Genomic DNA, 23,675 nt, shown 5'->3' on the forward strand with positions numbered 1-23,675 from the left:
CGAACGGGAGAAGCGGCCGAAGGCCATCCCGGCCTCCTGCGCCTCGGCCCTGGCCGCCTGCACCGCGGCCTCGCCGGCCTCGGGCCGGGCGGCCTTGGCCTGCGCTTCAATGGCGCGGGTCCCTTCGGCCTCGGCCAGCTGCATGGCGATCTCGGCCAAGCGCGTGAGCATCCGGACCTGCTGCAGCGCGAGGCCGCGGCAGTAGGCCTGGATGTCGAGATCGGAGTCCGCGCCTGTGTCCATAGAACGTATCATGAACGAGATGCGCGGGTTAAGGCAATAGACATTGCGTCAACCATCCGCCTGGGCCGATGCAGGGGGCGAACGCAGGCGCGGCGCCGATGAGGGTGCGATGCCTCCCGGGCGCCGTGCCGCTTTAGAACAGGAACTCGGACGCCGGGACCCCGCGCTGGTCGAACACGACCTCGCCGTTGAGCAGCACGTCATCGCCCGCATTGCCGATCAGGATGTCGCTCCCCGCGCCGCCGTCGAGGACATCGTCGCCATCCTCGCCACGGAGGACATCGTCGCCACCGCCGCCGAAGGCGATGTTGTCGCCGGATCCGGCGAACAGCACGTCGGCGCCCTCTCCCCCGACCAGCACGTCGTCGCCCGCGCCGCCGAGGATCGTATCGCTGCCGGCGCCGCCGTCGGCCAGGAGCCGGATCTCCGACGTCCCGAGGTCCGATGCATCGATGGAGTCGTTGCCGCCCAGCCCACGGATCTCGATCCGGTCACCCGCCGCATCCGTGCCGGTGATCCGGATCGTCGCGGCCAGGCCGAGCACCGTGATCACGCCGGCGTCTTCGACGATCCTGATGGTGTCGTCGCCGGCGGTGCCGTCGATGACGACCACGTCGCCGGCGCCGCCGGGGACCGCGAAATCGAACAGGCTGATGTCGACGGCCTGGACGCCGATCCCGCCGAGGTCATGGATCTCGAACCGGTCCGAGCCGCCGAAAGACAGCAGGCTGATCTGCTCGGCATCGTCGGCATCCACCCTGGCGCCGTCGACGTCGCGCGAAATCCCGACCCGCGCGCCGGAGGCCGACACCGAGAACACCTCGTTGGCGGCGCTGCCGGAGAGGCGGATCCCGTCGAAGCCGGCCCCGCCTTCGACGATGTCGCTGCCGTCGCCGGCCTCCCAGACGAACGTGTCGTCGCCGGCGCCGAGCAGCGCGACGTCGCTGCCTTGCCCGCCGTCGAGGAAATCGTTGCCGGCGCCGCCCACCAGCAGGTCATGGCCCCGGGTGCCGAAGACGGCATCGTTGCCGTCGCCGCCATCGAACGCGAAGGTGCCGGCACCGGCCGCGATCGAGCCCGCGTCGATGCGGTCGTTGCCGGCCCCGGTGTTGATCGCGACCCTGTCGGCGCCCTCGGCACGCTGCACGGCCACGAAGCTCGGCAGGCCGAGGACGAAGAGGCCGGAGGGCTGACCGAGCACGCTGACGATGTCGCCGAGGCCGGTGCCGTCGAGGGTGACGCTGTCGACCTTGCCGTCGCCGACGCCGCCGTTGTCGACGCCTTCGAGGTCGATCCTCACCTCCTGGACGCCCGTTCCGGTCATGTCGCCGACGACGATCGAGTCGGCGCCGCCCAGCGGCTGCAGGTCGATCCGCTCGACGCCGTTGATATCCATCGCGATGCCGCCGACATCGCGGGTCAGCACCGCTCGCGGGCCGTTGGCCGAGACGGCGATCGCCTCGTCGGCGCCCGAGGTGTTGAAAGCGAGCGTGTCGAAGCCCGCCTCACCCTCGATGCGGTCGGAGCCGTCCCCCGGCCCCCATAGGGCCGTGTCGTTTCCGTCGCCGAGAACGATCCGGTCGGCATCACGGCCCCCGATGACAAGGTCGTCGCCGGCGCCGCCGAAGAGCTGATCGTCGCCGCCTCCCCCTTTCAACGTGTCGTTGCCGTCCTGGCCGAACAGCAGATCGGCGCCGGAACCACCGGTCAGCGTATCGTTGCCCGAGCCGCCGAAGAGCTGTGCGGCCGGCAGCGGGCCGTTCGCCTCATCCAGTTCCAGGGTGTCGTTGCCGCCGAGCCCGAACAGCGAGATCAGCTTGGTGTTGAAGACCGTCGGAACGGCGCCCTTCACGCTGCCCGCGTGGAGGATCGCGTCATTGACGAGAATGAATCCGCGGGCGTCGCGGCCGACGATCACGGCGTCGTCGGGAGCATCGCCGACGACCGTGAGCGTGCCGGAGGCCGGATGGAACACCGGCGAGACGGTTGCCGGCACAGGTCCGGGCTCATCCGCGATCGGGATGATCGGCGGGGTGTCCCCGCCCGGCGCCGCCTGAAATCCCGCCGGCGCCTCCGCGACGGTCGTCGCGGAAAGCTCGTCAGACGACGTGATGCCGTCTCGGTTCGCTGTCCTGTCGATGAGCACCGGCCCCCTCCCTTTCCGAGTGGCTGTGACTAGCTGGTGCGGATGCGCCTCGGTTGACCCCGCAGGCTTCGTTCTGACAGGACGTTCCGTGATCCGGTGTGACCTGCGGAACTGTCGGGGGAATTTCTTCGATCCCCCGGAATCGTGATTGCAGGCGCAGCGAAGCGATCCGGTCCGGCCACGAGAGGGCTGGACTGGATCGCCATGACGCTTGGCGCCTCGCGATGACGGTGAGGACCGGCGGGGCTCGCCCGCCGCCGCCTCAGCGCGTCAGCGGCTTGTACTTGATGCGGTGCGGCTGGTCCGCCTCGGTGCCCAGGCGGCGATGGCGGTCCTTCTCGTAATCCTCGTAATTGCCCTCGAACCACACAACCTCGCTGTCGCCCTCGAAGGCCAGCATGTGGGTGGCCAGCCGGTCGAGGAAGAAGCGGTCGTGGCTGATCACGATGGCGCAGCCCGGGAAGGTCAGCAGCGATTCCTCCAGCGCCCGCAGCGTCTCGACGTCGAGGTCGTTGGTCGGCTCGTCGAGCAAGAGGACGTTGGCGCCCGACTTCAGCATCTTCGCCAGGTGGACGCGGTTGCGCTCGCCGCCCGACAGCTGGCCGACCTTCTTCTGCTGGTCGCCGCCCTTGAAGTTGAAGGCGCCGACATAGGCGCGGCTGGGCATCTTGCGCTTGCCGAGGTCGATCTCGTCGAGCCCGCCGGAGATCTCCTCCCACACCGTCTTGTTCGGCGAGAGGTCGTCGCGGCTCTGGTCGACATAGCCGAGCTTCACCGTCTCGCCGACCTTGAGCGCGCCGCCGTCCGGCGCCTCCTGCCCGGTGATCATCTTGAACAGGGTCGACTTGCCGGCGCCGTTCGGCCCGATCACGCCGACGATGCCGCCGCGCGGCAGCCGGAAGCTGAGATTGTCGATCAAGAGCCGGTCGCCGAAGCCCTTGGACAGGCCCTGGGCGTCGATCACGTTGTCGCCCAGCCGCTCCGGCGTCGGGATCAGGATCTGGGCCTGGCCCGGCGCCTGGTCGCGGCTCTGCGCCAGCAGCTCCTCATAGGCGTGGATGCGCGCCTTCTGCTTGGCCTGGCGGCCGCGGGCGCCCTGCCGGATCCACTCCAGCTCGCTGGCCAGCGTCTTCTGCCGGCCCGACTCCTCCTTGGCCTCCTGGGCCAGGCGCTTCTCCTTGGCCTCGAGATAGGCCGAGTAGTTGCCCTCGTAGGGGATGCCGCGGCCGCGGTCGAGCTCGAGGATCCAGCCGGTGACGTTGTCGAGGAAGTAGCGGTCGTGGGTGACCATGACCACAGTGCCCTTGTAGTCCTCGAGATGGTGCTCCAGCCAGGCCACGGATTCGGCGTCGAGATGGTTGGTCGGCTCGTCGAGCAGCAGCAGGTCCGGCTTGGCCAGGAGCAGCTTGGCCAGCGCCACGCGGCGCCGCTCGCCGCCGGACAGGTTGGTCACGGCGCTGTCGCCGGGCGGGCAGCGCAGCGCGTCCATGGCGATCTCGACGGTGCGGTCGAGGTCCCAGGCATCGGCGGCGTCGATCTTCTCCTGCAGCTCGGACTGCTCGGCGATCAGCGCGTCGAAATCGGCGTCGGGCTCGCCCATCGCCTCGCTGACGGCGTTGAAGCGGTCGACCAGCGCCTTGATCGGGGCCAGACCCTCCATCACGTTCTCGGCCACGGTCTTGGCCGGATCCAGCTCCGGCTCCTGCGACAGGTAGCCGACCGTCGCGCCCTGGGCGACCCAGGCCTCGCCGGTGAACTCCTTGTCCATGCCGGCCATGACCCGCATCAGGGTCGACTTGCCGGAGCCGTTCGGGCCCAGCACGCCGATCTTCACGCCCGGCAGGAAGGACAGCCAGATCTTCTCCAGCACGACCTTGCCGCCCGGATAGGCCTTGGTCATGTCCTTCATCACGAAGACGTACTGGTAGGAGGCCATCGGAAGCCGCTCCGCGTATACCGGTCTGGGGAGGCCCCGGTTCTAGCCCATGGGGACACCGAAGGCCAGGGCCGCTTCGGCCGCAGGCCGCGGGACGGCGGCGCCTGCTATGGTGGCGCATGACTCGCACCACCAGGACACAGGCCGCCGAGGCCGATGCGATCGTGGTCGGCGGCGGCCCGGCCGGGCTGCTGGCCGCGCTGCTGCTGGCCCGGGGCGGCGTCGACACCGTGCTGGTCGCGCCGCCGGCGCCGGAGGACCACCGCACCACCGGACTGCTGGCCGGGTCGGTCGCGATCCTGGAGCGGGCCGGGATCTGGCCGGCGCTGCGGCCGGCGGCGGCGCCGATGCGGGCGATCCGGCTGATCGACGACGGCGGCCGGCGGATCAGCGGGCCGGAGCTGGTGTTCCGCGCCGCCGAGATCGGCCTCGACGCCTTCGGTCACAACGTCGCCAACCGCGACCTGGTCGCCGCCCTGGCCGAGGCCGTCGCCGCCACGCCGCAGCTGCGCCGGGTGGCCGACATCGCGGCGGAGATCCGGATCGGCGCCGGCGGCGCGACGGTCCGGACCGGCGGCGGCGAGATGCTGCGCGGACGGCTGGTGGTCGGCGCCGACGGCCGCGCCTCCGCCGTCCGCGCCGCCGCCGGCATCGGGGTGCGGCGCTGGGGCTATGACCAGGCGGCGCTGGTGACCACGCTGCGCCACGCCCGCTTCCATGACGACATCTCGACCGAGATCCACACCGCGGCCGGCCCCTTCACCCTGGTGCCGCTGGGCGACCGGCGGTCGAGCCTGGTCTGGGTGACCCGGCCGGCCGAGGCCAAGGCGCTGGCGGCGCTCGACGACGCCGCCCTGGCCCGGGCGATCGGGCGGCGGGCCGAGCCGATCCTGGGCGCGGTGACGGTGGACGGTCCGCGCCAGCTCTTCCCGCTGTCCGGCCTGGCCGCGCGGCGCCTGGCGGTGCCGCGGGCGGCGCTGGTCGGCGAGGCCGCCCATGCGCTGCCGCCGATCGGGGCCCAGGGCCTCAATCTCGGCTTTCGCGACGCCGATGCCGTCGCCGAGGTCGCGGCAGCGGCCGTCCGCGCCGGCACCGATCCCGGCGCCGCCGCGGCGATGGCGCGCTACGAGGCGCGGCGGCGCGGCGACGTCGCCAGCCGCAGCGCCGGGGTCGACCTGCTGAACCGGTCGCTCTTGACCGACGCGACCCCTGCCCTCGCCTTGCGCGCTTTGGCGCTGCAGGCGGTGAAGCGGGTGGCGCCGCTGCGCCGCCTGCTGATGCGGGAGGGCATCGCCCCGGGTGGGATCTGACAGGCAGGACGGTGGCGGCCGGCGGCGGGCGCTGCTACCGTTCCATGACGGGCCGCCCGCGGTCCGCCGCGTTCCACAACCGACGACATCCGATGCCCGCCAAGAAGAACCCGCTCGGCCTCAATCCGCTGCAGCTCAAGACGCTGACCGTGCTGCAGCAGATGGCGCAGACGCCCCGCTTCGCCACGCAGCAGGAGGACGGCACGGTGCTGGTCTCCAGCTTCCCGCCGCCGCATGGCGACCACTACCATGTCGGCGACGCGGTGGTGATGGGCCGGGACATGACCGGGCTGCACAACATCGCGGTGTTCTCGGCGCTCGAGCGCAAGGGGCTGATCCGCTCCGGCTTCCCCGGCGCCGCCATCGTCACCGCCGACGGCCTGGCCTACGACACCGGGCTGGCGGACGCGATCCTGCGCCGCGCCGACCACTGACGGCCGGTCCCCGATGGCGCCCCGCTTCACCATCCTGACGCCCGACGCGCAATATGCCGACGACGCCGTGATCGAACGGCAGGTCGGCGGCGACGATGTCGAATTCGTGATCCGGCGCGAGCGCGACCGGAAGAAGATCCCGGACGAGGTCTATGCCCGCGCCGACGCGCTGCTGACCTGGCACGAGCTCAAGGTCGGCCAGTCGGTGATCGACAAGATGCCCCGCTGTCGCATCATCGTCCGCGCCGGGGTCGGCTTCGACCATATCGACCTGGCCGCGGCGGGCGCTGCCGGCATCCCGGTGGCGAACACGCCGGACTACGGCACCAGCGAGGTGGCCGACCATGCGGTCGGGCTGATGCTGGCGCTGCTGCGCGGCATCCCGGCCTATGACCGGGCGCTGCAGGCCGACCCGGCCGGCCACTACACGCTGGAGGCCGCGCGCCTGACCCGGCGGATCCGCGGCACCCGCCTGGGCATTGTCGGGCTGGGCCGGATCGGCACCGCCATGGCGATGCGGGCCAGGGCCTTCGGGCTGGAGATCCTGGCCTACGACCCCTACATCCCGCGCGGCCAGGAGATCGCGCTGGGCATCACCCGGGTCGAGATCCTGTCCGACCTGCTCGCCGCCAGCGACATCGTGTCGATCCACGCGCCGCTGACGCCGGAGACGCACCGGCTGTTCGGCGACGCCGCCTTCTCGGTGATGCGGCCGCATGCGGTGCTGATCAACACCGCCCGCGGTGCCATCGTCGACCTCGACGCGCTGCACGGCGCACTGCAGGCCGGACGGCTGGCCGGCGCCGCGCTGGACGTGCTGCCGGAGGAGCCGCCGCCGGAGCCGCTGCCGGCGCTGCTGGCGGCCTATCGCGAGCAGCCGGAATGGCTGCGCGGCCGGCTGATCCTGACCCCGCACGCCGCCTGGTCGAGCCCGGAGAGCCAGGCCGACGCCCGCCGCCTGTCGGCCGAGACCACGGTCGCCTATCTGCGCAGCGGCGCCCTGCGCAACTGCGTCAACGAGGCGTTCCTGGACCGCAAGAAGCTGCGCCGGTAACGGGGCGTGAGTCGCAGGTTGGGTTCGCCTCTGCGAACCCGACATCGTGCCGCCGGAGCCATGTTGGGTTCGTGTTCGCGAACCCAACCTACGCGCCGAGGGCAGACATGCGAAAAACCGGCCTCCCTCGCGGGGGCCGGCTCGCGGACCAGCATCGGCAGGCGCCCCGCAGGGCGCCGCGCGATCAGGACTTCTTCAGGCCGAACGCCTCGAAGCGCCTGTTGAACTTGGCGACCTGGCCGCCGCGGTCCACCAGCTTCTGCACGCCGGTCCAGGCCGGGTGCGACTTCGGGTCGATGTCGAGACGGAGGGTATCGCCCGCCTTGCCATAGGTGCTGCGAGTCTTGAACTCGGTCCCGTCGGTCATCACGACGGTGATCTCATGGTACTCAGGATGAATATCGGACTTCATGGCCGGGGCTCCGCACAAACGAGGGGGCCGTATAGCCAAACCGGCGGCGAAATGCAAGGTCGCCGCCGCGCATGGCTCATGTCGCCTCGTCGAGAACCGTCCCCAGCCGGGCGAGAAGCGCCTCGGCCTCGCCGGGGCCGTAGGGCTCGGCCGTGCCGGCGCCCCAGACCGGCCCCGGCCAGGCGGCATCGCCCGGCTGCCGCGCCAGGACATGGACGTGCAGCTGCGGCACGACGTTGCCGAGCGCGCCGATGTTGATCTTCATCGCCGGGAACACCGCAGCCAGGGCGCAGGCGGCCAGCATCGTCTCCTGGTGCAGCGCCGCCTGGTCCTCCGGCGCCAGGGCGTGCCACTCCACCGCCCGGGCCCGGCGCGGCACCAGGAGCAGCCAGGGGAAGCGGCGGTCGTTCATCAGCCGGACCTGCGACAGCGACCAGTCGCGCCACGGCAGGGTCGAAGCCGCGATCCGCGGATCGAGGATAAAGCCCGAGTCCTTCGCGGCGCTCATGACGGCAGCCCCCCCGATGGCAAACCGACCCGCCGGCGCAGCTCCGGGTCGCGGATGCTGAGCTCGCGCCCGACCAGGTCCTGCGCCTCGGGCCCGCACAGCCAGGCGATGACCCGGGCCGGATGCTCCGGCGGGGCGTGCGCCTCGCGCGGCATCTGGCTGACCGGGTTGATGCCGGAGGCGCGGATCTCGCCCTGCATCCCGGTGTCGACGGTGCCCGGGCGGAAGCCGAAGGCGCGGATGCCCTGCTCGCCGTATTCCAGGTGCAGCGACCGGGTCAGCATCGCCAGCCCGGCCTTGCCGGCGCAGTACGCGCTCCAGCCCTCATAGGCGTTCTCCGCGGCGCCGGAGCTGACGTTGATCACGATCCCGCCACCCCGCGCGACCATGCCCGGCAGCGCCGCGCGCAGCACGGCATAGGCGCCCAGCAGGTTGACCGTGACGTTGCGGGCCCAGTCGGCCGGGTCGCAGTCGAGAAGACGGCCGATCGGCCCGACCATGCCGGCGTTGTTGACCAGGATGGTGGGAGCGCCCAGCGCCTCGGCCACCTGCCCAACCAGCGTGCCGGCCCAGGCGACGTCGCCGATGTCGCCGGCGATGGCGACGGCCCGGCCGCCGGCGTCGCGCAGCTCGCGGGCGAGGCCGTCGATCTCCCCGGCCGAGCGGGCGGTCAGCGCCACCGCCGCGCCCCGGGCGGCCAGCGCCCGCGCCGCCGCGGCGCCGATGCCGCGGCTGGCCCCGGTGACCAGGGCCACCTCTCCGTCCAGGCGGGGCCCGTCCAGGCGGAACGCGTCAGCTTCGGTCATGGTCGTGCATCCCCTTCTTCGTCTCGCACAGTCTATCCCGGGCGTTCAGCCCCGCCACGCCCGGCCTTCGAGGATCCGGAACGACAGCACCCGCCGCACCCGCTCCTCGACCGTGGTGTCGCCCTCGATGCGCAGCACCGGGCATGGCAGCCGCGCCAGCCAGGCATTGTGCGCCTCGAGGTTGCGGCCGACCCGGGTGCCGACGTCGTAGGCCTCGGCCCAGTCGAGGAAGGCGTGGTAGGTCACGTGCATCGCCCCGCCGGGAGCCAGCGCCTCGGCGCCGTAGCGCTCGACCTCGCGGGCCTGCAGCCGTTCCAGCCGCAGCTCCGGCGGGATGTGGAGGAAGACGGCCAGGTCGAATCGCGGGATCAGCGGGTCGCCCCAGCCGATCAGCGAACCGGTCAGCACCCAGCGATCGGCCCGGCCGAGCGCCGCCTCCAGCAGGGCCAGCCGGTCGGGAACCGGCCGCTTCTCCCGGAACGGCGGATCCGTCGGCAGCCAGTAGAAATCGTCGGTGTCCAGGTGCAGCGCACCGGTCTCGACCGCCAGCACCCGGCCCAGCGTCGTGGTGCCGGAGCCGGACGCGCCGGTGATGTGGATACGCCTGGGCGCCATGGCCATTCCTGTCGCCGAGTCTTCGCCTTGCACATAGCGCAGCGGCATGGTGTTGTCGCCCCGCCTTTCCATGCCTTTCCTGCCGATCTTTCTCACTCTGGGCCTGCCATGCTGGTGATCTTCGACTGCGACGGCGTGCTGATCGATTCGGAGGTGATCTTCTGCGCCGTCGATTCCGAGGCGCTGGCCCGGCTGGGCCACACGGTGGCGCCCGGCGAGATCGCCCGGCGATTCTGCGGCACGCCGCACCATGTCGCCTGGAGCACGCTGGCGGCGGAGCTGGGCTTCACCGTCGAGGAGCGGATCATCGAGGAGATCCGGGCGGAGAGCGCCCGACGCTTCATCACCGAGCTGCACGCCATCCCCGGCGCCGCCGAGGCGATCGCGGCCGCCGGCGGCCTGGGCCACCCGGCCTGCGTCGCCTCCTCCACCGGCCTGCCGAACCTGCGCCGCAACCTGGAGACGGCCGGGCTGCTGCCGCTGGTCGACCCGCATGTGTTCTCGGCCAGCCAGGTGAAGCGCGGCAAGCCGGCGCCGGACGTCTTCCTCTACGCCGCCTCGCAGATGGGCGCCGACCCGGCGGACTGCCTGGTGATCGAGGATTCGATCCCCGGCGTCACCGCCGCCCGCCGGGCCGGGATGAAGGTGGTCGGCTTCACCGGCGGCGGCCATGCCGATGCCGAGCTGGGGCAGCGCCTCCGGGCCGCCGGCGCCGGCCGCAGCTTCGCGACGATGGCGGAGATCGCGGCCTGGCTGGCGGCCGGGACGCCGCCGCCGACCTACAACCTGGGCGAGGTGCTCAGGCCAGCGCCCGGAGCTGGCGCACCAGGTCCGCGACGCCCGGCGCCGCGGCGGTGACCGGGCCGCTCTGCGCCCCGCTCTCGATGAAATCGTCGGTGACGCCGCCGGCCTCGCGCACCAGCACCAGCCCGGCCAGCACGTCCCAGGCGTTGGTGTGGGCCGCGGCGTAGCCGTCGACCCGGCCGTCGGCGACATAGGCCAGGAGCAGCGCCGAGGAGCCGAGCCGCCGGTACTCCGCGCCGTGCGACAGGATGTGATCGATCTGCCGGACATGCTCCGGCACCTTGCGGCCCGGCGAATAGCCGACGCCGATCATCGCCGTCTCCGGCCGGGCGGCGGCGTTGACCGCGATCGGCGCGCCGTTGCGGGTGGCGCCCTGCCCCGCCGCGGCGCTGTACAGCTCGTCCCGCACCGGGTCGTAGATCACGCCGAGCGCCGGCCTGCCGTCGACGGTGGCGCCGATCGAGACGCACCAGACCGGCCGGTCGCGCAGGAAGTTCGCGGTGCCGTCGATCGGGTCGAGCCCCCACACCACGCGGGCGCCCTGCCGGTCCAGCCCGAACTCCTCGCCCAGCACGGCGTGGTCGGGGAAGGTCTCGTTCAGCCGGCCGCGGATCAGGGTCTCGACCGCCTTGTCGACCGCGGTGACGAAATCCTGCGGCCCCTTGGCCTCGATCGCAAGGTCGCGGTGCTCGGCCAGATGGGCCAGGGCCAGCCGGCCGCCGGCCCGGGCCAGCGCCTCGGCCACGATCCGCATCAGGGCGAGAGTCTGAGGGTCGCTCACCGGCAACTCCTGTTTCTTCGGAAGCGCGCGATCATCCGGGACCCGCCCCCTCCTCGACAACCGTGTAGTGGTGGACCCTGCCATCGAACCGGATCAGCGCGGCGACCGCGGCCGGCTCGACCACCGCCTGCTCCGGATCCTCGCCGGCGAAGGCGCGGATGGCGTCCATCGACTCCCAGCGGGTCAGCACCATGAACTCGATCTCGTCCGCCCGGTCCCGGCGCAGCAGCGAGGCGCCCCGGAATCCGGCGATGCCGCGCAGCGCCGGCAGCACCGCGCCGCGGAAATGCTCGGGATAGGCCGACGGGTTGGATCGGGCGGCATAGCCGCGCCAGACGCGGACGATCATCTCCAGCCTCCTTCCATGGCTGTCCGGTTGAATTTCCGGATTGTGCATCAAGAGGTGGGGCTAAATTTTATTGTCATTGCCGGGCTTGACCCGGCAATCCAGAAAGATGTCGACGCTCTCTGGATGCCCCGGTCAAGCCCGGGCATGACAGCTTAAAATTGATCGGCTTGCTCTTGAGGCACTACCTTGGAAATAGAGAACGTGGCCTCTCCGCCCCGTCCAAGCCGCTCGGGAATGACATGTCACATGGCCGGAACAAGTATCAATCCCGGGAGAACCGCGCCCGCGTCCGCCAGATCCTGCTGCAGGATTGGGATCCGATCGGCGTCCGAGACATCGCCGAGGCGAGCGATGAGTACGACAGATACGCCGACAGAGCCTATGTCATGCTCATGGATGAGAGAGCGACAGCCGAGAGCATTGCCTCGTATCTCTATGGAATTGCTGTCGAATATATGGGACTGGGACACAGCACCCAGGGTAAGGAAGACGCCAGAAGCGTAGCCGAGACCCTGGTCGCGCTGCGGCCCGAATTCGAGACGCACTGACAGTCTTTCAGCCCTCCAGCTCGAACAGCTCCGGCCGCCGCTGCGCGATCGGCCCGAGCGACGACAGGATCTCGCGCAGGTGCCGGCGCATCGCCGCCTCGGCGGCGTCGGGGTCGTGCGCCCGCAGACCGGCGACGATCTCCTCATGCTGCGAAATCAGCATCTCCAGCGGCGAGACGTCGGGCAGGCTGAGATAGCGCACCCGGTCCATCTGCGCCTTCATGTTCTCGATCGTGCTCCAGGCCGGCAGGCAGTCGATCGCCTCGATGATCAGGCGGTGGAAACCCTCGTCCAGCGCCAGGAAGCCGGCATGGTCGTGCCGCCGGGCCGCGTCGCGCTGGGCCTCCAGGCTGCGGTCGAGCCGCTGCAGGGCACGGTCGTCGATGCTCTCGGCGGCGAGGCGCACCACCGCCGCCTCCACCGCCTCGCGGATGAAGCGGCCCTGCTCGACCTGGCGGCGCGAGATCTTGCGCACCCGGGTGCCGCGCTGCGGCAGCACCTGCAGCAGCCCGGCCTCGACCAGCTTGATGAAGGCCTCGCGCACCGGCTGGCGCGACACGCCGAACATCTCCGACCCGTCCTTCTCGGACAGCGCGGTGCCGGGCGGCAGCAGGCCGGTGATGATCGCCTGGCGCAGCCCTTCATAGACCTGCCGGCCGATCGGCCCCTCGCCGCTCAGCGGGATGCTTTGCGGCAGGGTCTCGGCCTCCTGCGCCCTTCGTCGTCCGGCCATCGTTCCTCCCGTTCCGGTTCGTTGTCCCCCAGCATACAGGGGATCGCCGGGCTCGCCAGCGCATGGCCGCCTATCTTCGCCATACTTGTATGGTGATTCAAGTTGCGCTATGGATCGCGTCGCGTCCCGCCGCGCAAAAGCGGCGACGGACAAGCCAGCCGGGAGAGAACGCGCCATGAAGATCGTCCGCGCCGATGTCATCGTCACCTGCCCCGGGCGCAACTTCGTCACGCTGAAGCTGGTCACCGACGAAGGCGTCCACGGCATCGGCGACGCCACGCTGAACGGGCGCGAGCTGGCGGTGGCCAGCTATCTCCGCGACCATGTCTGCCCGCTGCTGGTGGGGCGCGACGCGCACCGCATCGAGGACATCTGGCAGTATCTGTACAAGGGCGCCTATTGGCGCCGCGGCCCGGTGACGATGAGCGCGATCGCCGCGGTCGACATGGCGCTGTGGGACATCAAGGCCAAGGTCGCCGGGCTGCCGCTGTACCAGCTGCTGGGCGGCGCCTCGCGCGAGGGCGTGATGGTCTACAGCCACGCCACCGGCCGCGACATCCCGGAGGCGCTGGACCGCTTCGCCGCCTATCAGGAGAAGGGCTACAAGGCGATCCGCGTGCAGTGCGGCGTGCCCGGCATGGCCTCGGTCTACGGCGTCAGCAAGGGCGGCGACGCCTATGAGCCGGCGACCAAGGGCTGGCCCGAGGAGCAGCCCTGGTCGACCGAGAAGTACCTGAACTTCGTGCCCGAGCTGTTCGAGGCGGTGCGCGCGACCTTCGGCTTCGACACCCATCTGCTGCACGACATCCACCACCGGCTGACGCCGATCGAGGCGGCACGGCTGGGCAAGGCGGTGGAGCCCTACGCCCTGTTCTGGCTGGAGGACCCGACCCCGGCCGAGAACCAGGAGGGCTTCCGGCTGATCCGGCAGCACACCACCACCCCGATCGCGGTCGGCGAGGTGCTGAACAGCATCTGGGACTGCAAGCTGCTGATCGAGGAGCAGCTGATCGACTACATCCGCACGACGCTGACCCATGCCGGCGGCATCACCCATCTGCGCCGGATCGCCGATTTCGCCGCCCTGCACCATGTCCGCACCGGCTGCCACGGCCCGTCCGACCTGTCGCCGGTGTGCATGGGCGCGGCCCTGCATTTCGACCTGTGGGTGCCGAATTTCGGCGTCCAGGAGTACATGGGCTATCCGGAGCCGGCGCTGGAGGTCTTCCCCCACGCCTGGTCCTTCAAGGACGGGTACATGCATCCCGGCGAGGCGCCCGGCCACGGCGTCGACATCGACGAAAAGCTGGCCGCCCGCTTTCCCTATGAGCCGGCCTATCTGCCGGTGGCGCGGCTCGAGGACGGCACGCTGACCAGCTGGTAACGCCGCAACCGCGATCGAAGAGGCCGAGGACGGCCCGGACGGGAGGAGAGGATGGAAGGGCAGCAGAACACCACGTCGCCGGCGATGATGCGGCGGATCGCGATCGCGTCCTGCATCGGCACCACGGTCGAGTGGTACGACTTCTTCATCTACGCCACCGCCTCGGCGCTGGTGTTCAACAAGCTGTTCTTCCCCACCGACGACCCGCTGGTGGGGTCGCTGGTGGCGCTCGGCACCTATGCCGCCGGCTTCTTCGCCCGGCCGCTGGGCGGCCTCTTGTTCGGCGCCATCGGCGACCGCTACGGCCGCAAGCAGGCGCTGGTCATCACCCTCCTGATCGTCGGCATCGCCACCTTCGTCATCGGGCTGATGCCGACCTACAACGAGATCGGCATCTGGGCGCCGCTGGCCCTGCTGTTCATCCGGCTGCTGCACGGCTTCGGCATCGGCGGCGAGCAGGGCAACGCCATCCTGATCATGTGCGAGCACGCGCCGTCGCCGCGTCGCGGCTTCTTCGGGTCCTGGGTGCAGATCGGCGCCCCGGCCGGCTTCGTGCTGCCGCTCGGCATCTTCGCGCTCTTGACCTCGACCCTGTCGGAGGAGGCGTTCCTGAGCTGGGGCTGGCGCATCCCCTTCCTGCTCAGCATCCTCCTGGTCGGCATCGGCCTCTACATCCGCCTGCAGCTGACCGAATCGCCGCTGTTCCTGGAGATGCGGAAGCGCCGGGCGGAGGATGCGCACCCGCTGGTCGAGGTGCTGCGCAGCCACCGCCGGTCGCTGGTCTTAGGCTGCGGCAGCAAGCTGGCCGAGAGCATCGCCTTCACCAGCTTCGCCGTGCTGATCGCCGCCTACGCCACCAGCCGCGGCATCGACCGGCCGACCATGACCACGGCGATGCTGATCGCCATCCTGCTGGAGCTGGTGACCCTGCCGCTGTTCGGCGCGCTGTCGGACCGGATCGGCCGCAAGCCGGTCTACCTGTTCGGCGCCGCCTGCGTGCTGGCCGCGACCTTTCCGGTCTTCGGCCTGGTCTATGCCCGGATGGACGGGCTGGTCTGGCTCGGCCTGGCCATGGCGCTCGCCATCGGCCACAGCGCCATGTACGGGCCGCAGGCCGCCTTCTATTCCGAGCTGTTCCCGACCAAGGTGCGGGCCAGCGGCGTGTCCTTCGTGCAGCAGATCGGCGCCCTGATCGGGTCGGCCGGCACGCTGGCGGCGGGCTGGCTGCTGGAGATCGGCGACGGCACGCCGTGGTATCTGTGCGCCTATATCGCGCTGGGCTGCGTCGTCACCCTGCTCTGCGCCCGGGCGCTGCCCGAGACGGCGCCGCGCCTGTCGCGTACCGAGGACCTGATCGGCGGCCCTGCCGCCGCCCATCCCTAGGAGAAGCCCATGTTCGCCGCCGTGCTGCACCAGGCCAAGGATCTGCGGATCGAGGACCGCGAGCCGCCGAATCTCGCCCCCGGCGAGGTCAAGGTGCGGTTCCGCGCCGGCGGCATCTGCGGCTCCGACCTGGCCTACTATTCCAAGGGCAAGACCGGCGACTTCCACCTGCGCGAGCCGCTGATCCTGGGCCATGAGATGGCCGGCGAGGTCGCCGAGGTGGCGCCCGATGTCGAGGGCCTGCCGGTCGGCCAGCCGGTCGCGGTCAATCCCAGCCGGGCCTGCGGCCGCTGCGACTACTGCATGGCGGGGCTGGAGAACCAGTGCCTGAACATGCGGTTCCTGGGCAGCGCCTCGATCTTCCCGCACATGCAGGGCGCCTTCCGCGAATACCTTGTCGTGCCGGCGCGGCAATGCGTGCCGGTGCCGGAGCATGTCAGCTTCGCCGAGGCCTCGATGGCCGAGCCGCTGGCGGTGTCGCTGCACGCCGTGCGCCGCGCCGGGCCGCTGCTGGGCGAGGAGGTGCTGATCGTCGGCTGCGGCCCGATCGGCGCCCTGGTGCTGCTGGTGGCGCGCCAGGCCGGCGCCCGCCGCATCACCGTGGTCGACCTGGCCGAGAAGGCGCGCGAGACGGCACTGGGCCTGGGCGCCGACGAGGCGGTCGACGGCCGGGACGAGGACCGGATCGCGGCCTGGAGCCGCAACCGCGGCCGCTTCGGCGTGGCGATCGAGGCCTCGGGCGCCCCGGCCGGGCTGGACACCGCCCTGCGCGCCGCCCGCGCCCGCGGCCGGGTGGTCCAGCTCGGCAACCTGCCCAGCGGCCAGTCGCCGGTCTCGGCCAACCTCGTGATGTCGAAGGAGCTGGAGTATCGCGGCTCCTTCCGCTTCGCCGAGGAATACGCCCTGGCGGTCGAGATGATCGCCGGCCGGCGGATCGACCTGACGCCGCTGATGACCCACCGTTTCCCGGTCCGCGACGCCGACCAGGCCTTCCAGGTCGCCCTTGACCGCAACCAGTCGATGAAGGTCCACCTGCTCGATCTGTAGGTTGGGTTCGCTGACGGCGAACCCAACGTCCCGACGCCGGCCTCCGATCCTGTTGGGTTCGCTGTCGCGAACCCAACCTACGAAGGAGGCCTCCGCACCGCCCCCGCAAGCGGAAGGAAACCCATGTTCAGAAGCGTTCGCTGGCTGATCGTCGGCCTGCTGTTCATCGCCGGCATGATCAACTATCTCGACCGCTCGGCGCTGTCGATCGCGGCGCCGCTGATCCAGCAGGATCTCGGCCTGGACCACGCCCAGATGGGCGTGATCTTCAGCAGCTTCTTCGCCGGCTATGCCGTGTTCAACTTCATCGGCGGCTGGCTGTCGGACCGGATCGGGCCGAAGGCCGTGTTCAGCGGCGCCATGGGGCTGTGGTCGCTGTTCTGCGGCCTGACCGCGGCCGCCACCGGCTTCGTCTCGATGATCGTGCTGCGCGTGCTGTTCGGCGTCGGCGAAGGCCCCTTGAGCTCGACCATGAGCAAGACGGTCAGCAACTGGTTCCCGCGGCGCGAGGCGGCGACAGCGATCGGCATCGTCAATTCCGGCACGCCCCTGGGCGGCGCCGTGGCCGGCCCGATCGTCGGCTACCTGGCGCTGGCCTTCGGCTGGCGGCTGGCCTTCGTCATCATCATGCTGCTCGGCTTCGTCTGGCTGGTGTTCTGGCTGCGGATGTCGACCGACCGGCCCGACCAGCATCCGCGGATCAGCGACGCCGAGCGCCGGCTGATCGCGGAGGGCCAGGCGAACATCGACACCGCGGCCCGGCTGCCGGCCCAGGGCCTGGGCTACTATCTGCGGCAGCCGATCGTGCTGGCCACCGCCTTCGCCTTCTTCACCTACAACTACGTGCTGTTCTTCTTCCTGACCTGGTTCCCGAGCTACCTGACCGAGGTGCACAAGCTCAGCATCAAGGACATGAGCCTGGCCACGGTGATCCCCTGGGTGCTGGGCTTCCTGGGCCTGGCGCTGGGCGGCTTCGTGTCCGACCGCATCTTCCGGCTGACCGGCCGGGCGCTGCTGTCGCGCAAGCTGGTGCTGATCGGCGGGCTCGGCGTCGCGGCCGTGGGCGTCGCCCTGGCCGGCGACGTCGCCGATGTCAGCAGCGCGGTGGCGCTGATGTCGGTGTCGATCTTCGGCCTGTACCTCACCGGATCGATCTACTGGGCAGTGATCCAGGACGCGGTGCGCGGCGAGAATGTCGGCGGCGTCGGCGGCTTCATCCACTTCCTGGCCAACCTCGCCGGCATCATCGGGCCGGCGGTGACCGGCTTCATCATCCAGGCGACCGGCGGCGTCTACACCAGCGCCTTCGTGCTGGCCGGCGGCCTGGCCGTGCTCGGCGCCGTGGCGTCGCTGGTCTTCATCCGCGAGCCGCGCGGCCGCACCGGCGGGATCGCGGTGGAGGGGGCCGAGTAGGCTTCCGCCATCCTTCGACGGAGGCCGAAGCGTCTTCGGCCTGCAGACGGGATCGAACGGCTATGATGGCGGCCACTCCAGTCGAGGCCGATCATGCAGCCGCCGTGCGATCCCGTCGCCGCCGTGACCCATCCCGATCCGTATCCTTACTACGCGACGCTGCTGCAGCGGCCGTTCGACCGGGATGAGCCGCTCGGCCTCTGGGTCGCGGCCAGCGCCGAGGCCGCCACGGCGGTGCTGGCCAGCCCGGCCTGCCGGGTCCGCCCGCCGGCCGAGCCGGTGCCGCCGCCGCTGCTGGGCGGCGCCGTCGGCGAGCTGTTCGGCCGGTGGGTGCGGATGACCGACGGCGACGCCCAGGCCCGGGCCAAGCGGGCGGTGGCGGCGGCGCTGGACATTCCTGCGGAGACCGTCATGGCCGAGGCGCGGCGCTGGTCGGTCGCCCTGGCCCCCGATCGCGCCGGGCTCGACGCCTTCCTCTTTGCCCTGCCGATGCATGTCGTCGGCGCGCTGCTGGGCTTCGCCCCGGACCGCCTGTCAGAGGTTGCCGGCCGGATGCGCGATGTGGTCGCCGCCATCACCCCCGGCGCCACGGCCGAGGCCATCGGGCGCGGCCACGAGGCAACGGCCGGAATGGTCGACATGACCGAGGCGCTGCTGAGATCTTCCACGGGAGGCTTGGCCCAGCGCCTGCGCGACGCGGCGGAGCGCGAGGGCGGCGTCGATCCCGCCGCGGTCACCGCCAACGCGGTCGGCTTCCTGTTCCAGGCCCATGATGCCGGGGCGGGGCTGCTCGGCAACACCGTCGTCGCCCTCGGCACCCGGCCGGAGCTGCGCCGCGCGGTGGCGGCGGATCGCGGATTGCTGCCGGGCCTGGTGCAGGAGGTGCTGCGCTGCGACCCGCCGGCCCAGAACACCCGCCGCTTCGTCGCCGAGGACACCGTGATCGCCGGCCGGCCACTGCGGGCGGGCGACGCGGTGCTGGTCGTCATCGCCGCCGCCAACCGCGACCCGGCGCTGAACCCCGACCCGGACCGCTTCGACCCCGCCCGGCCCGACCGGCGCCTGCTGACCTTCGGCCATGGCCGCCACGCCTGTCCGGGCGACGCCATCGCCGCCGCCATCGCCGTGGCCGGACTCGACGCCCTGCTCGACCGGCTTCCGGACTGGCCGGAGCGGCCGGCCGGCTACCGGCCCTCGCCGAACGTCCGGGTTCCTCGGTTTGCATGATCCTGGCTCGCTGCGCCCGCCGATCCCTTTCCTGTCATTGCCGGGCTTGACCCGGCAATCCAGGGGCCACCCAGAGCGGCATCGACATCTCTGGATGCCCGGGTCAAGCCCGGGCATGACAGTTTAAGAATGCATACGACCAGCCGTCCCTTCGGCAACCCTACCCGAACGCCTCGACAACCGCGTCGATGAAGCTGCGCAGCTTCGGGGTCGGGCGGCGGTCGGGGGCGAACAGGATGTGCATCGGCCGCGACGGCGGGTCGTAGCCCGGCAGCACCCGCACCAGCCGGCCGGCGGCGATGTCGTCGCGCAGCAGACCCTCCGGCTGCAGGATGATGCCCAGCCCCTCCAGCGCGGCGCTGCGCAGCGCCTGGCCGCTGTTGACCGAGAAGCGGCCGCGGACCTGAACCGAATGCAGGGTGCCGTCCGGACCGGTGAACTGCAGCAGGTCGCGCGGCTCCCAATGGGCGAAGCCGAGGCATTCGTGGCTCCCCAGGTCCTCCGGCCGTTGCGGCGCGCCGCGTTCGGCGAGATAGGCGGGCGCGGCGCAGGCGACCAGGCGGTAGGGCCGCAGCCGGCGGGCGACCAGGCTGGAATCTGGCAGCGGCGCGATCCGGATCACCGCCTCGTACCCCTCCTCCACCAGGTCGACGATGCGGTCGCTCAGCGTCACCTCGATGCTGACCTCGGGATTCGCCCGCAGATAGCGCGCCACCATCGGCATCAGCTCATGCGCGCCGAAGGTGACCGGCGCGTTGACCCGCAGCCGGCCGCGCGGCACGGCGCGCAGGTCCTCGGCCAGCGCCTCCGCCGCCTCGGCCTCGGCCAGCACGTTCCGGCAGCGCTCGTAGAAGGCGCGGCCGACCTCGGTCAGGCTCTGCCGCCGGGTGGTGCGGGCCAAGAGCCGGGCGCCCAGGCGGTCCTCCAGGAACCGGACATGCTTGCCGACCATCGGCGCCGACAGGCCGAGCGCCTCGGCCGCGGCGGCGAAGGAGCCGGTTTCGACCGCGCGGACGAACACCGCCATGCTGGTGAGACGGTCCATGATTGGAAACCGCTGGTTTCGGCTGTAGCGACAGATCCGATACTTATCTCATTCCACGACGCAATCATATCGAAGGGCGTCCATCCACAGGAGCCCGACATGGCCCGCATCGTCCGCATCCACGAACTCGGCGGCCCCGAGGTCCTTCGCATCGAGGAGGTCGAGGTGCCGCCGCCCGGCCCCGGCGAGATCCGCCTGCGGGTCAAGGCGCTGGGCCTCAACCGCGCCGAATCGATGTTCCGCACCGGCTATTATCCGGAATCGCCGGATTTCCCCGCCCGGCTGGGCTACGAGGCCGCCGGGACGGTCGAGGCGCTGGGCCCCGGCGTCACCGGCTTCGCCGCCGGCGATGCCGTCAGCATCGTGCCACCGCTGTCGATCACCCGCTGGGGCACCTATGGCGAGGTCGCCAATGTCCCGGCCGAGGTGACGGTGAAGCATCCGGCCAACCTGTCCTGGACCGAGGCCGCCGCGGTCTGGATGCAGTACGTCACCGCTTATGGCGCGCTGGTCGAGGTCGCCGGGCTCGGCCGCGGCGATTCGGTGCTGATCACCGCCGCCTCCAGCAGCGTCGGCCTGGCCGCGATCCAGATCGCCAACCGGGTCGGCGCGACGTCGATCGCGGCCACCCGCACCGCCGCCAAGGCCGCGGCGCTGCGTGACGCCGGCGCCGCCCATGTCATCGTCACCGAGGAGGAGGATCTGGCGGCAAGAGCCAAGGCCATCACCGGCGGCGCCGGCGTCCGCGCGGTGTTCGACCCGGTCGCCGGCCCGGGCGTGAACGCGCTGGCCGAGGCGCTGGGCCAGGGCGGCATCCTGGTCGAATACGGCGCGCTGAGCCCCGAGCCGACACCCTTCCCGCTGTTCCCCGCTCTGGTCAAGGGCCTGACCGTCCGGGGCTATCAGTACAAGGAGATCGTGTCCGACCCGGCCCGGCTGGACCGCGCCAAGCGCTTCATCGTGGAGGGGTTGGCCGACGGGTCCCTGAAGCCGGTGATCGACCGGGTCTTCCCGCTCGACCGGATCGTCGAGGCGACCCGTTACCTCGAATCCAACCAGCAGATCGGCAAGATCGTGGTCACGGTCTGACGCACATCCGAATGAGTTTCATCCTAATCGGAGCAACAATCTGACCTGACCGTGATCGATCCAATCACGGTGAATTCACGCGCAAGGATCTACCGTCCTTCCGATATCGACCGGAACCATCGATCAATTCGGGGACTGATCATGCGCTGTATCGAACAACCTCCGCCTGCCCGGATGACCGCCGAATGGGCCCGTCGCTACCTGCAGCGTCTGGACCAGCCGCTCGATCCCTGGGAGGCGGACTATTTCCGCAGCGGCTGCAACTTCCTGGCCCGCGATTCGGCCACCGGTGCGATCGCCTGCTGGAAGTCGATGAACCTGCCGGTCGACCGCCGGCGCGAGACCTATATGGGGCCGATGGGCATGACGCCCCTGACCCGGCAGGAGATGGACCGCCTGTACGGCCTCCTGGAGAAGCTGGCCGACGGCGAGGACGCCTCGCACCAGGTGGCGGCGCTGCGACGCTTCCGCTGACGCCAGAAGATCCGGGGGACTGATCGCCGGGCGTGGAGCCTCTCCACGCCCGCGCTCATGTCCGCCCGGCGTTGCCCCGGCAGGCATTCCTTCCTCATACTTCGATCGCCGGCGCTGGTCCGGCGGGGCGCCGAATCCGTCGGCGGCCGGAGCGGGAGGAAAAGCGGAATGATCCGACGCAACGCCATCGGGCGGTCCTGGCTGGCCGCCGCCGTGCTGCTGGCAGGACTGGCAGGGCCCGCCTCGGCGCAGGACAGCTGGATTGGCAGCTGGGGCGCCAGCCCGGCCTTTCCGGTGGGGCCGGAGCTGAACAACGCCACCATCCGCCAGCTGGTGCGGATCAGCGCCGGCGGCAGCAAGGTCCGGGTGCGCTTCACCAACGAGACCGGCACCCAGCCGCTGGTGATCGGCGCCGCCACCATCGCCCGGCCCGGCAACGCCCCGGGCTCGATCGACCCGGCCAGCAGCAAGCCCTTGACCTTCGGCGGCGCGACCTCGATCACCGTGCCGCCCGGTGCGCCCGCGATCTCCGATCCGATCGACCTCGCCGTCTCGCCGCTCGACAGCCTCTCGATCAGCCTGTTCGTGCCGCGCTGGACCGGCCCGTCGGTGGTGCATCCGCTCGGGGTGCAGACCGCCTGGATCTCGCTCGCCGGCGACAGCACCACGGCGCCCACCCTGCCGGATGCGGCCGAATCGACCATGCGCTTCCTGCTGTCGCGGGTCGAGGTGGCGGCGGAGGGCGGCACCGTGGTGACCCTCGGCGATTCGATCACGGACGGCTACGGCTCGGGCACCGATGCCAACCGGCGCTGGCCGGACATCCTGGCGGAGCGGCTGGCGAAAGGCGGCGGGCCCGCGGTCGGCGTGGTCAATTCCGGCATCAGCGGCAACCGCATCCTGCATGACCTGCCGGAGCAGATGTTCGGCCCCAGCGCCCTGTCGCGCTTCGACCGCGACGTGCTGTCGGTGCCCGGCGTGCGCTGGGTGGTGATCATGGAGGGCATCAACGACATCGGCCATTCCGGTTCCGCCGGGCTGCCCGAGCAGGCGGTGTCGGCCGAGGAGATCATCGGCGGGCTGCGCCAGCTGGTCGCCCGCGCCCATGGCGCCGGCCTCAAGGCCTACTGCGCCACGCTGACGCCCTATGAGGGCACGGTCTTCGCCAACTACTACAGCGCCGAGGGCGAGACCAAGCGCCAGGCGGTGAACCAGTGGATCCGCACCGGCCAGGGCTGCGACGCGGTGATCGACTTCGACGCAGCGGTGCGCGACCCGGCCAAGCCCTCGACGCTGAGGGCGGAGTTCGACGAAGGCGACCACCTGCACCCGAACGCCGCCGGCTACGAAGCGATGGCGAACGCGGTGGATCCGGGGCTGTTCAAATAAGGCGTGGCGTCGCCTGACCTTCACCATTCCCTCTCACTGTCATGCCCGGGCTTGACCCGGGCATCCAGGAATGTCGATGCCGCTCTGGGTGGCCCCTGGATTGCTGGGTCAAGCCCGGCAATGACAGTTGAGAGGTATCGGGGGCCGGTCCCACGCCCCATCGCCGCCCGTCTCTGCTATACCCTGCCCCATGTCGACCGACCGTCTTCCGACCGAGCTGTGGGTCCAGGCCCATCTGCGGCAGCTGGGGCAGCAGGCCATCCCCGCCTATGTCGTCCGCAAGGGCGACCCGCGGGCCGGCCTCTTGATCCTGAAGCTCAACCTGGGCCTGCCGGGCTGCCGGGTGCTGAGCCAGTCGCGCGACCTGGACGGCGCCCTGGCCTGGCTGCCCGCCAAGGGCGGCGAGCTGCTGCCGGAAGCCGATGCGGATGCCTATATCGCCCGCGCGGTCCAGCGCGATCCCGACCTGTGGGTGGTCGAGATCGAGGACCGCGAGGGCCGGCACCCGTTCGAGGGTCGCATCCTGACCTAGCCGGTCGAACCCG

General features: G+C 71.0%; 25 protein-coding genes. 14 read left to right on the top strand and 11 right to left on the bottom strand.

Annotated elements, in window-relative coordinates:
• The 3 genes from ACFW16_RS29580 to ettA all read right to left on the bottom strand — a co-directional run.
• Positions 1–243 (bottom strand): hypothetical protein (locus ACFW16_RS29580; protein WP_380311977.1); only part of this gene is annotated, 243 nt, incomplete at its 3' end.
• A gap of 133 nt (positions 244–376) precedes the next feature.
• Entirely contained in the window at positions 377–2,239 is a 1,863-nt protein-coding gene (locus ACFW16_RS29585; protein ID WP_380311980.1) for a calcium-binding protein, read from the bottom strand.
• A gap of 412 nt (positions 2,240–2,651) precedes the next feature.
• Positions 2,652–4,325 carry an energy-dependent translational throttle protein EttA gene (gene ettA, locus ACFW16_RS29590; RefSeq protein ID WP_380311982.1) on the bottom strand — a complete coding sequence of 558 codons (1,674 nt, stop codon included), beginning with the start codon at positions 4,323–4,325 and terminating at the stop codon, positions 2,652–2,654.
• Between the two features lie 119 nt (positions 4,326–4,444).
• Here ettA and ACFW16_RS29595 point away from each other — a divergent pair, with 119 nt between their 5' ends.
• From ACFW16_RS29595 to ACFW16_RS29605, 3 genes are all read left to right on the top strand, one after another.
• A complete protein-coding gene (locus tag ACFW16_RS29595; RefSeq protein ID WP_380311983.1) occupies positions 4,445–5,635 on the top strand; it encodes a UbiH/UbiF family hydroxylase in 1,191 nt (396 codons plus the stop codon).
• A gap of 92 nt (positions 5,636–5,727) precedes the next feature.
• A complete protein-coding gene (locus ACFW16_RS29600) occupies positions 5,728–6,069 on the top strand; it encodes a hypothetical protein (protein ID WP_380311985.1) in 342 nt (113 codons plus the stop codon).
• Between the two features lie 13 nt (positions 6,070–6,082).
• Positions 6,083–7,123 (top strand): C-terminal binding protein, encoded by a 1,041-nt coding sequence (locus ACFW16_RS29605; RefSeq protein WP_380311987.1) that lies wholly within the window; start codon positions 6,083–6,085, stop codon positions 7,121–7,123.
• 184 nt (positions 7,124–7,307) lie between these two features.
• On the opposite strand, the gene rpmE is transcribed toward ACFW16_RS29605, so the two are convergent.
• The 4 genes from rpmE to ACFW16_RS29625 all read right to left on the bottom strand — a co-directional run bounded on the left by rpmE (position 7,308) and on the right by ACFW16_RS29625 (position 9,464).
• Positions 7,308–7,535, bottom strand: coding sequence for a 50S ribosomal protein L31 (rpmE, locus tag ACFW16_RS29610; protein ID WP_380311989.1), 228 nt, complete (start codon positions 7,533–7,535; stop codon positions 7,308–7,310).
• 76 nt (positions 7,536–7,611) lie between these two features.
• Positions 7,612–8,043 (bottom strand): HIT domain-containing protein, encoded by a 432-nt coding sequence (locus ACFW16_RS29615; RefSeq protein ID WP_380311991.1) that lies wholly within the window; start codon positions 8,041–8,043, stop codon positions 7,612–7,614.
• Entirely contained in the window at positions 8,040–8,849 is an 810-nt protein-coding gene (locus tag ACFW16_RS29620) for an SDR family NAD(P)-dependent oxidoreductase (RefSeq protein ID WP_380311993.1), read from the bottom strand. The genes ACFW16_RS29615 and ACFW16_RS29620 overlap by 4 nt, the downstream gene beginning before the upstream one ends.
• 45 nt (positions 8,850–8,894) lie before the next feature.
• On the bottom strand, positions 8,895–9,464 hold the full coding sequence (locus ACFW16_RS29625) for an AAA family ATPase (protein WP_380311995.1): 570 nt from the start codon (positions 9,462–9,464) through the stop codon (positions 8,895–8,897).
• Positions 9,465–9,572: 108 nt separating this feature from the next.
• On the opposite strand from ACFW16_RS29625, the gene ACFW16_RS29630 reads away from it, so the two are divergent.
• Positions 9,573–10,322, top strand: a complete 750-nt coding sequence (locus tag ACFW16_RS29630; RefSeq protein ID WP_380311998.1) for an HAD family hydrolase — start codon at positions 9,573–9,575, stop codon at positions 10,320–10,322.
• Here the strand turns inward: ACFW16_RS29630 and ACFW16_RS29635 are convergent.
• Both ACFW16_RS29635 and ACFW16_RS29640 read right to left on the bottom strand, forming a co-directional pair.
• On the bottom strand, positions 10,264–11,049 hold the full coding sequence (locus ACFW16_RS29635; RefSeq protein WP_380312001.1) for an inositol monophosphatase family protein: 786 nt from the start codon (positions 11,047–11,049) through the stop codon (positions 10,264–10,266). The genes ACFW16_RS29630 and ACFW16_RS29635 overlap by 59 nt on opposite strands.
• Before the next feature lie 31 nt (positions 11,050–11,080).
• A complete protein-coding gene (locus ACFW16_RS29640) occupies positions 11,081–11,398 on the bottom strand; it encodes an antibiotic biosynthesis monooxygenase family protein (RefSeq protein WP_380312003.1) in 318 nt (105 codons plus the stop codon).
• Between the two features lie 158 nt (positions 11,399–11,556).
• On the opposite strand from ACFW16_RS29640, the gene ACFW16_RS29645 reads away from it, so the two are divergent.
• Positions 11,557–11,946, top strand: a complete 390-nt coding sequence (locus ACFW16_RS29645) for a hypothetical protein (RefSeq protein WP_380312005.1) — start codon at positions 11,557–11,559, stop codon at positions 11,944–11,946.
• Positions 11,947–11,953: 7 nt separating this feature from the next.
• Here the strand turns inward: ACFW16_RS29645 and ACFW16_RS29650 are convergent, their stop codons facing one another.
• Entirely contained in the window at positions 11,954–12,679 is a 726-nt protein-coding gene (locus ACFW16_RS29650; protein WP_380312007.1) for a GntR family transcriptional regulator, read from the bottom strand.
• Between the two features lie 175 nt (positions 12,680–12,854).
• Here ACFW16_RS29650 and manD point away from each other — a divergent pair, with 175 nt between their 5' ends.
• From manD to ACFW16_RS29675, 5 genes are all read left to right on the top strand, one after another.
• Positions 12,855–14,063, top strand: coding sequence for a D-mannonate dehydratase ManD (gene manD / locus ACFW16_RS29655; protein ID WP_380312008.1), 1,209 nt, complete (start codon positions 12,855–12,857; stop codon positions 14,061–14,063).
• Positions 14,064–14,114: 51 nt separating this feature from the next.
• Positions 14,115–15,446: an MFS transporter gene (locus ACFW16_RS29660; protein ID WP_380312010.1), complete on the top strand. Its 1,332-nt coding sequence runs from the start codon at positions 14,115–14,117 to the stop codon at positions 15,444–15,446.
• A 9-nt stretch (positions 15,447–15,455) separates the two neighbouring features.
• Positions 15,456–16,493, top strand: coding sequence for an L-idonate 5-dehydrogenase (locus ACFW16_RS29665; RefSeq protein ID WP_380312012.1), 1,038 nt, complete (start codon positions 15,456–15,458; stop codon positions 16,491–16,493).
• 123 nt (positions 16,494–16,616) lie between these two features.
• Entirely contained in the window at positions 16,617–17,906 is a 1,290-nt protein-coding gene (locus ACFW16_RS29670) for an MFS transporter (RefSeq protein ID WP_380312014.1), read from the top strand.
• Positions 17,907–17,999: 93 nt separating this feature from the next.
• Entirely contained in the window at positions 18,000–19,133 is a 1,134-nt protein-coding gene (locus tag ACFW16_RS29675; protein ID WP_380312017.1) for a cytochrome P450, read from the top strand.
• Between the two features lie 160 nt (positions 19,134–19,293).
• Here the strand turns inward: ACFW16_RS29675 and ACFW16_RS29680 are convergent, their stop codons facing one another.
• Positions 19,294–20,178 carry a LysR family transcriptional regulator gene (locus ACFW16_RS29680; RefSeq protein WP_380312019.1) on the bottom strand — a complete coding sequence of 295 codons (885 nt, stop codon included), beginning with the start codon at positions 20,176–20,178 and terminating at the stop codon, positions 19,294–19,296.
• 99 nt (positions 20,179–20,277) lie between these two features.
• On the opposite strand from ACFW16_RS29680, the gene ACFW16_RS29685 reads away from it, so the two are divergent.
• From ACFW16_RS29685 to ACFW16_RS29700, 4 genes are all read left to right on the top strand, one after another.
• Positions 20,278–21,267, top strand: coding sequence for a zinc-dependent alcohol dehydrogenase family protein (locus ACFW16_RS29685; RefSeq protein WP_380312021.1), 990 nt, complete (start codon positions 20,278–20,280; stop codon positions 21,265–21,267).
• A gap of 174 nt (positions 21,268–21,441) precedes the next feature.
• Positions 21,442–21,741 carry a hypothetical protein gene (locus tag ACFW16_RS29690; protein WP_380312023.1) on the top strand — a complete coding sequence of 100 codons (300 nt, stop codon included), beginning with the start codon at positions 21,442–21,444 and terminating at the stop codon, positions 21,739–21,741.
• A gap of 168 nt (positions 21,742–21,909) precedes the next feature.
• A complete protein-coding gene (locus ACFW16_RS29695; protein ID WP_380312025.1) occupies positions 21,910–23,130 on the top strand; it encodes an SGNH/GDSL hydrolase family protein in 1,221 nt (406 codons plus the stop codon).
• A 190-nt stretch (positions 23,131–23,320) separates the two neighbouring features.
• Positions 23,321–23,662, top strand: a complete 342-nt coding sequence (locus tag ACFW16_RS29700; protein ID WP_380312028.1) for a DUF1491 family protein — start codon at positions 23,321–23,323, stop codon at positions 23,660–23,662.
• The last annotated feature ends 13 nt before the right edge of the window (positions 23,663–23,675 follow it).

This window comes from Inquilinus sp. NPDC058860 (genome assembly GCF_042743185.1).
Lineage (GTDB): Bacteria > Pseudomonadota > Alphaproteobacteria > DSM-16000 > Inquilinaceae > Inquilinus.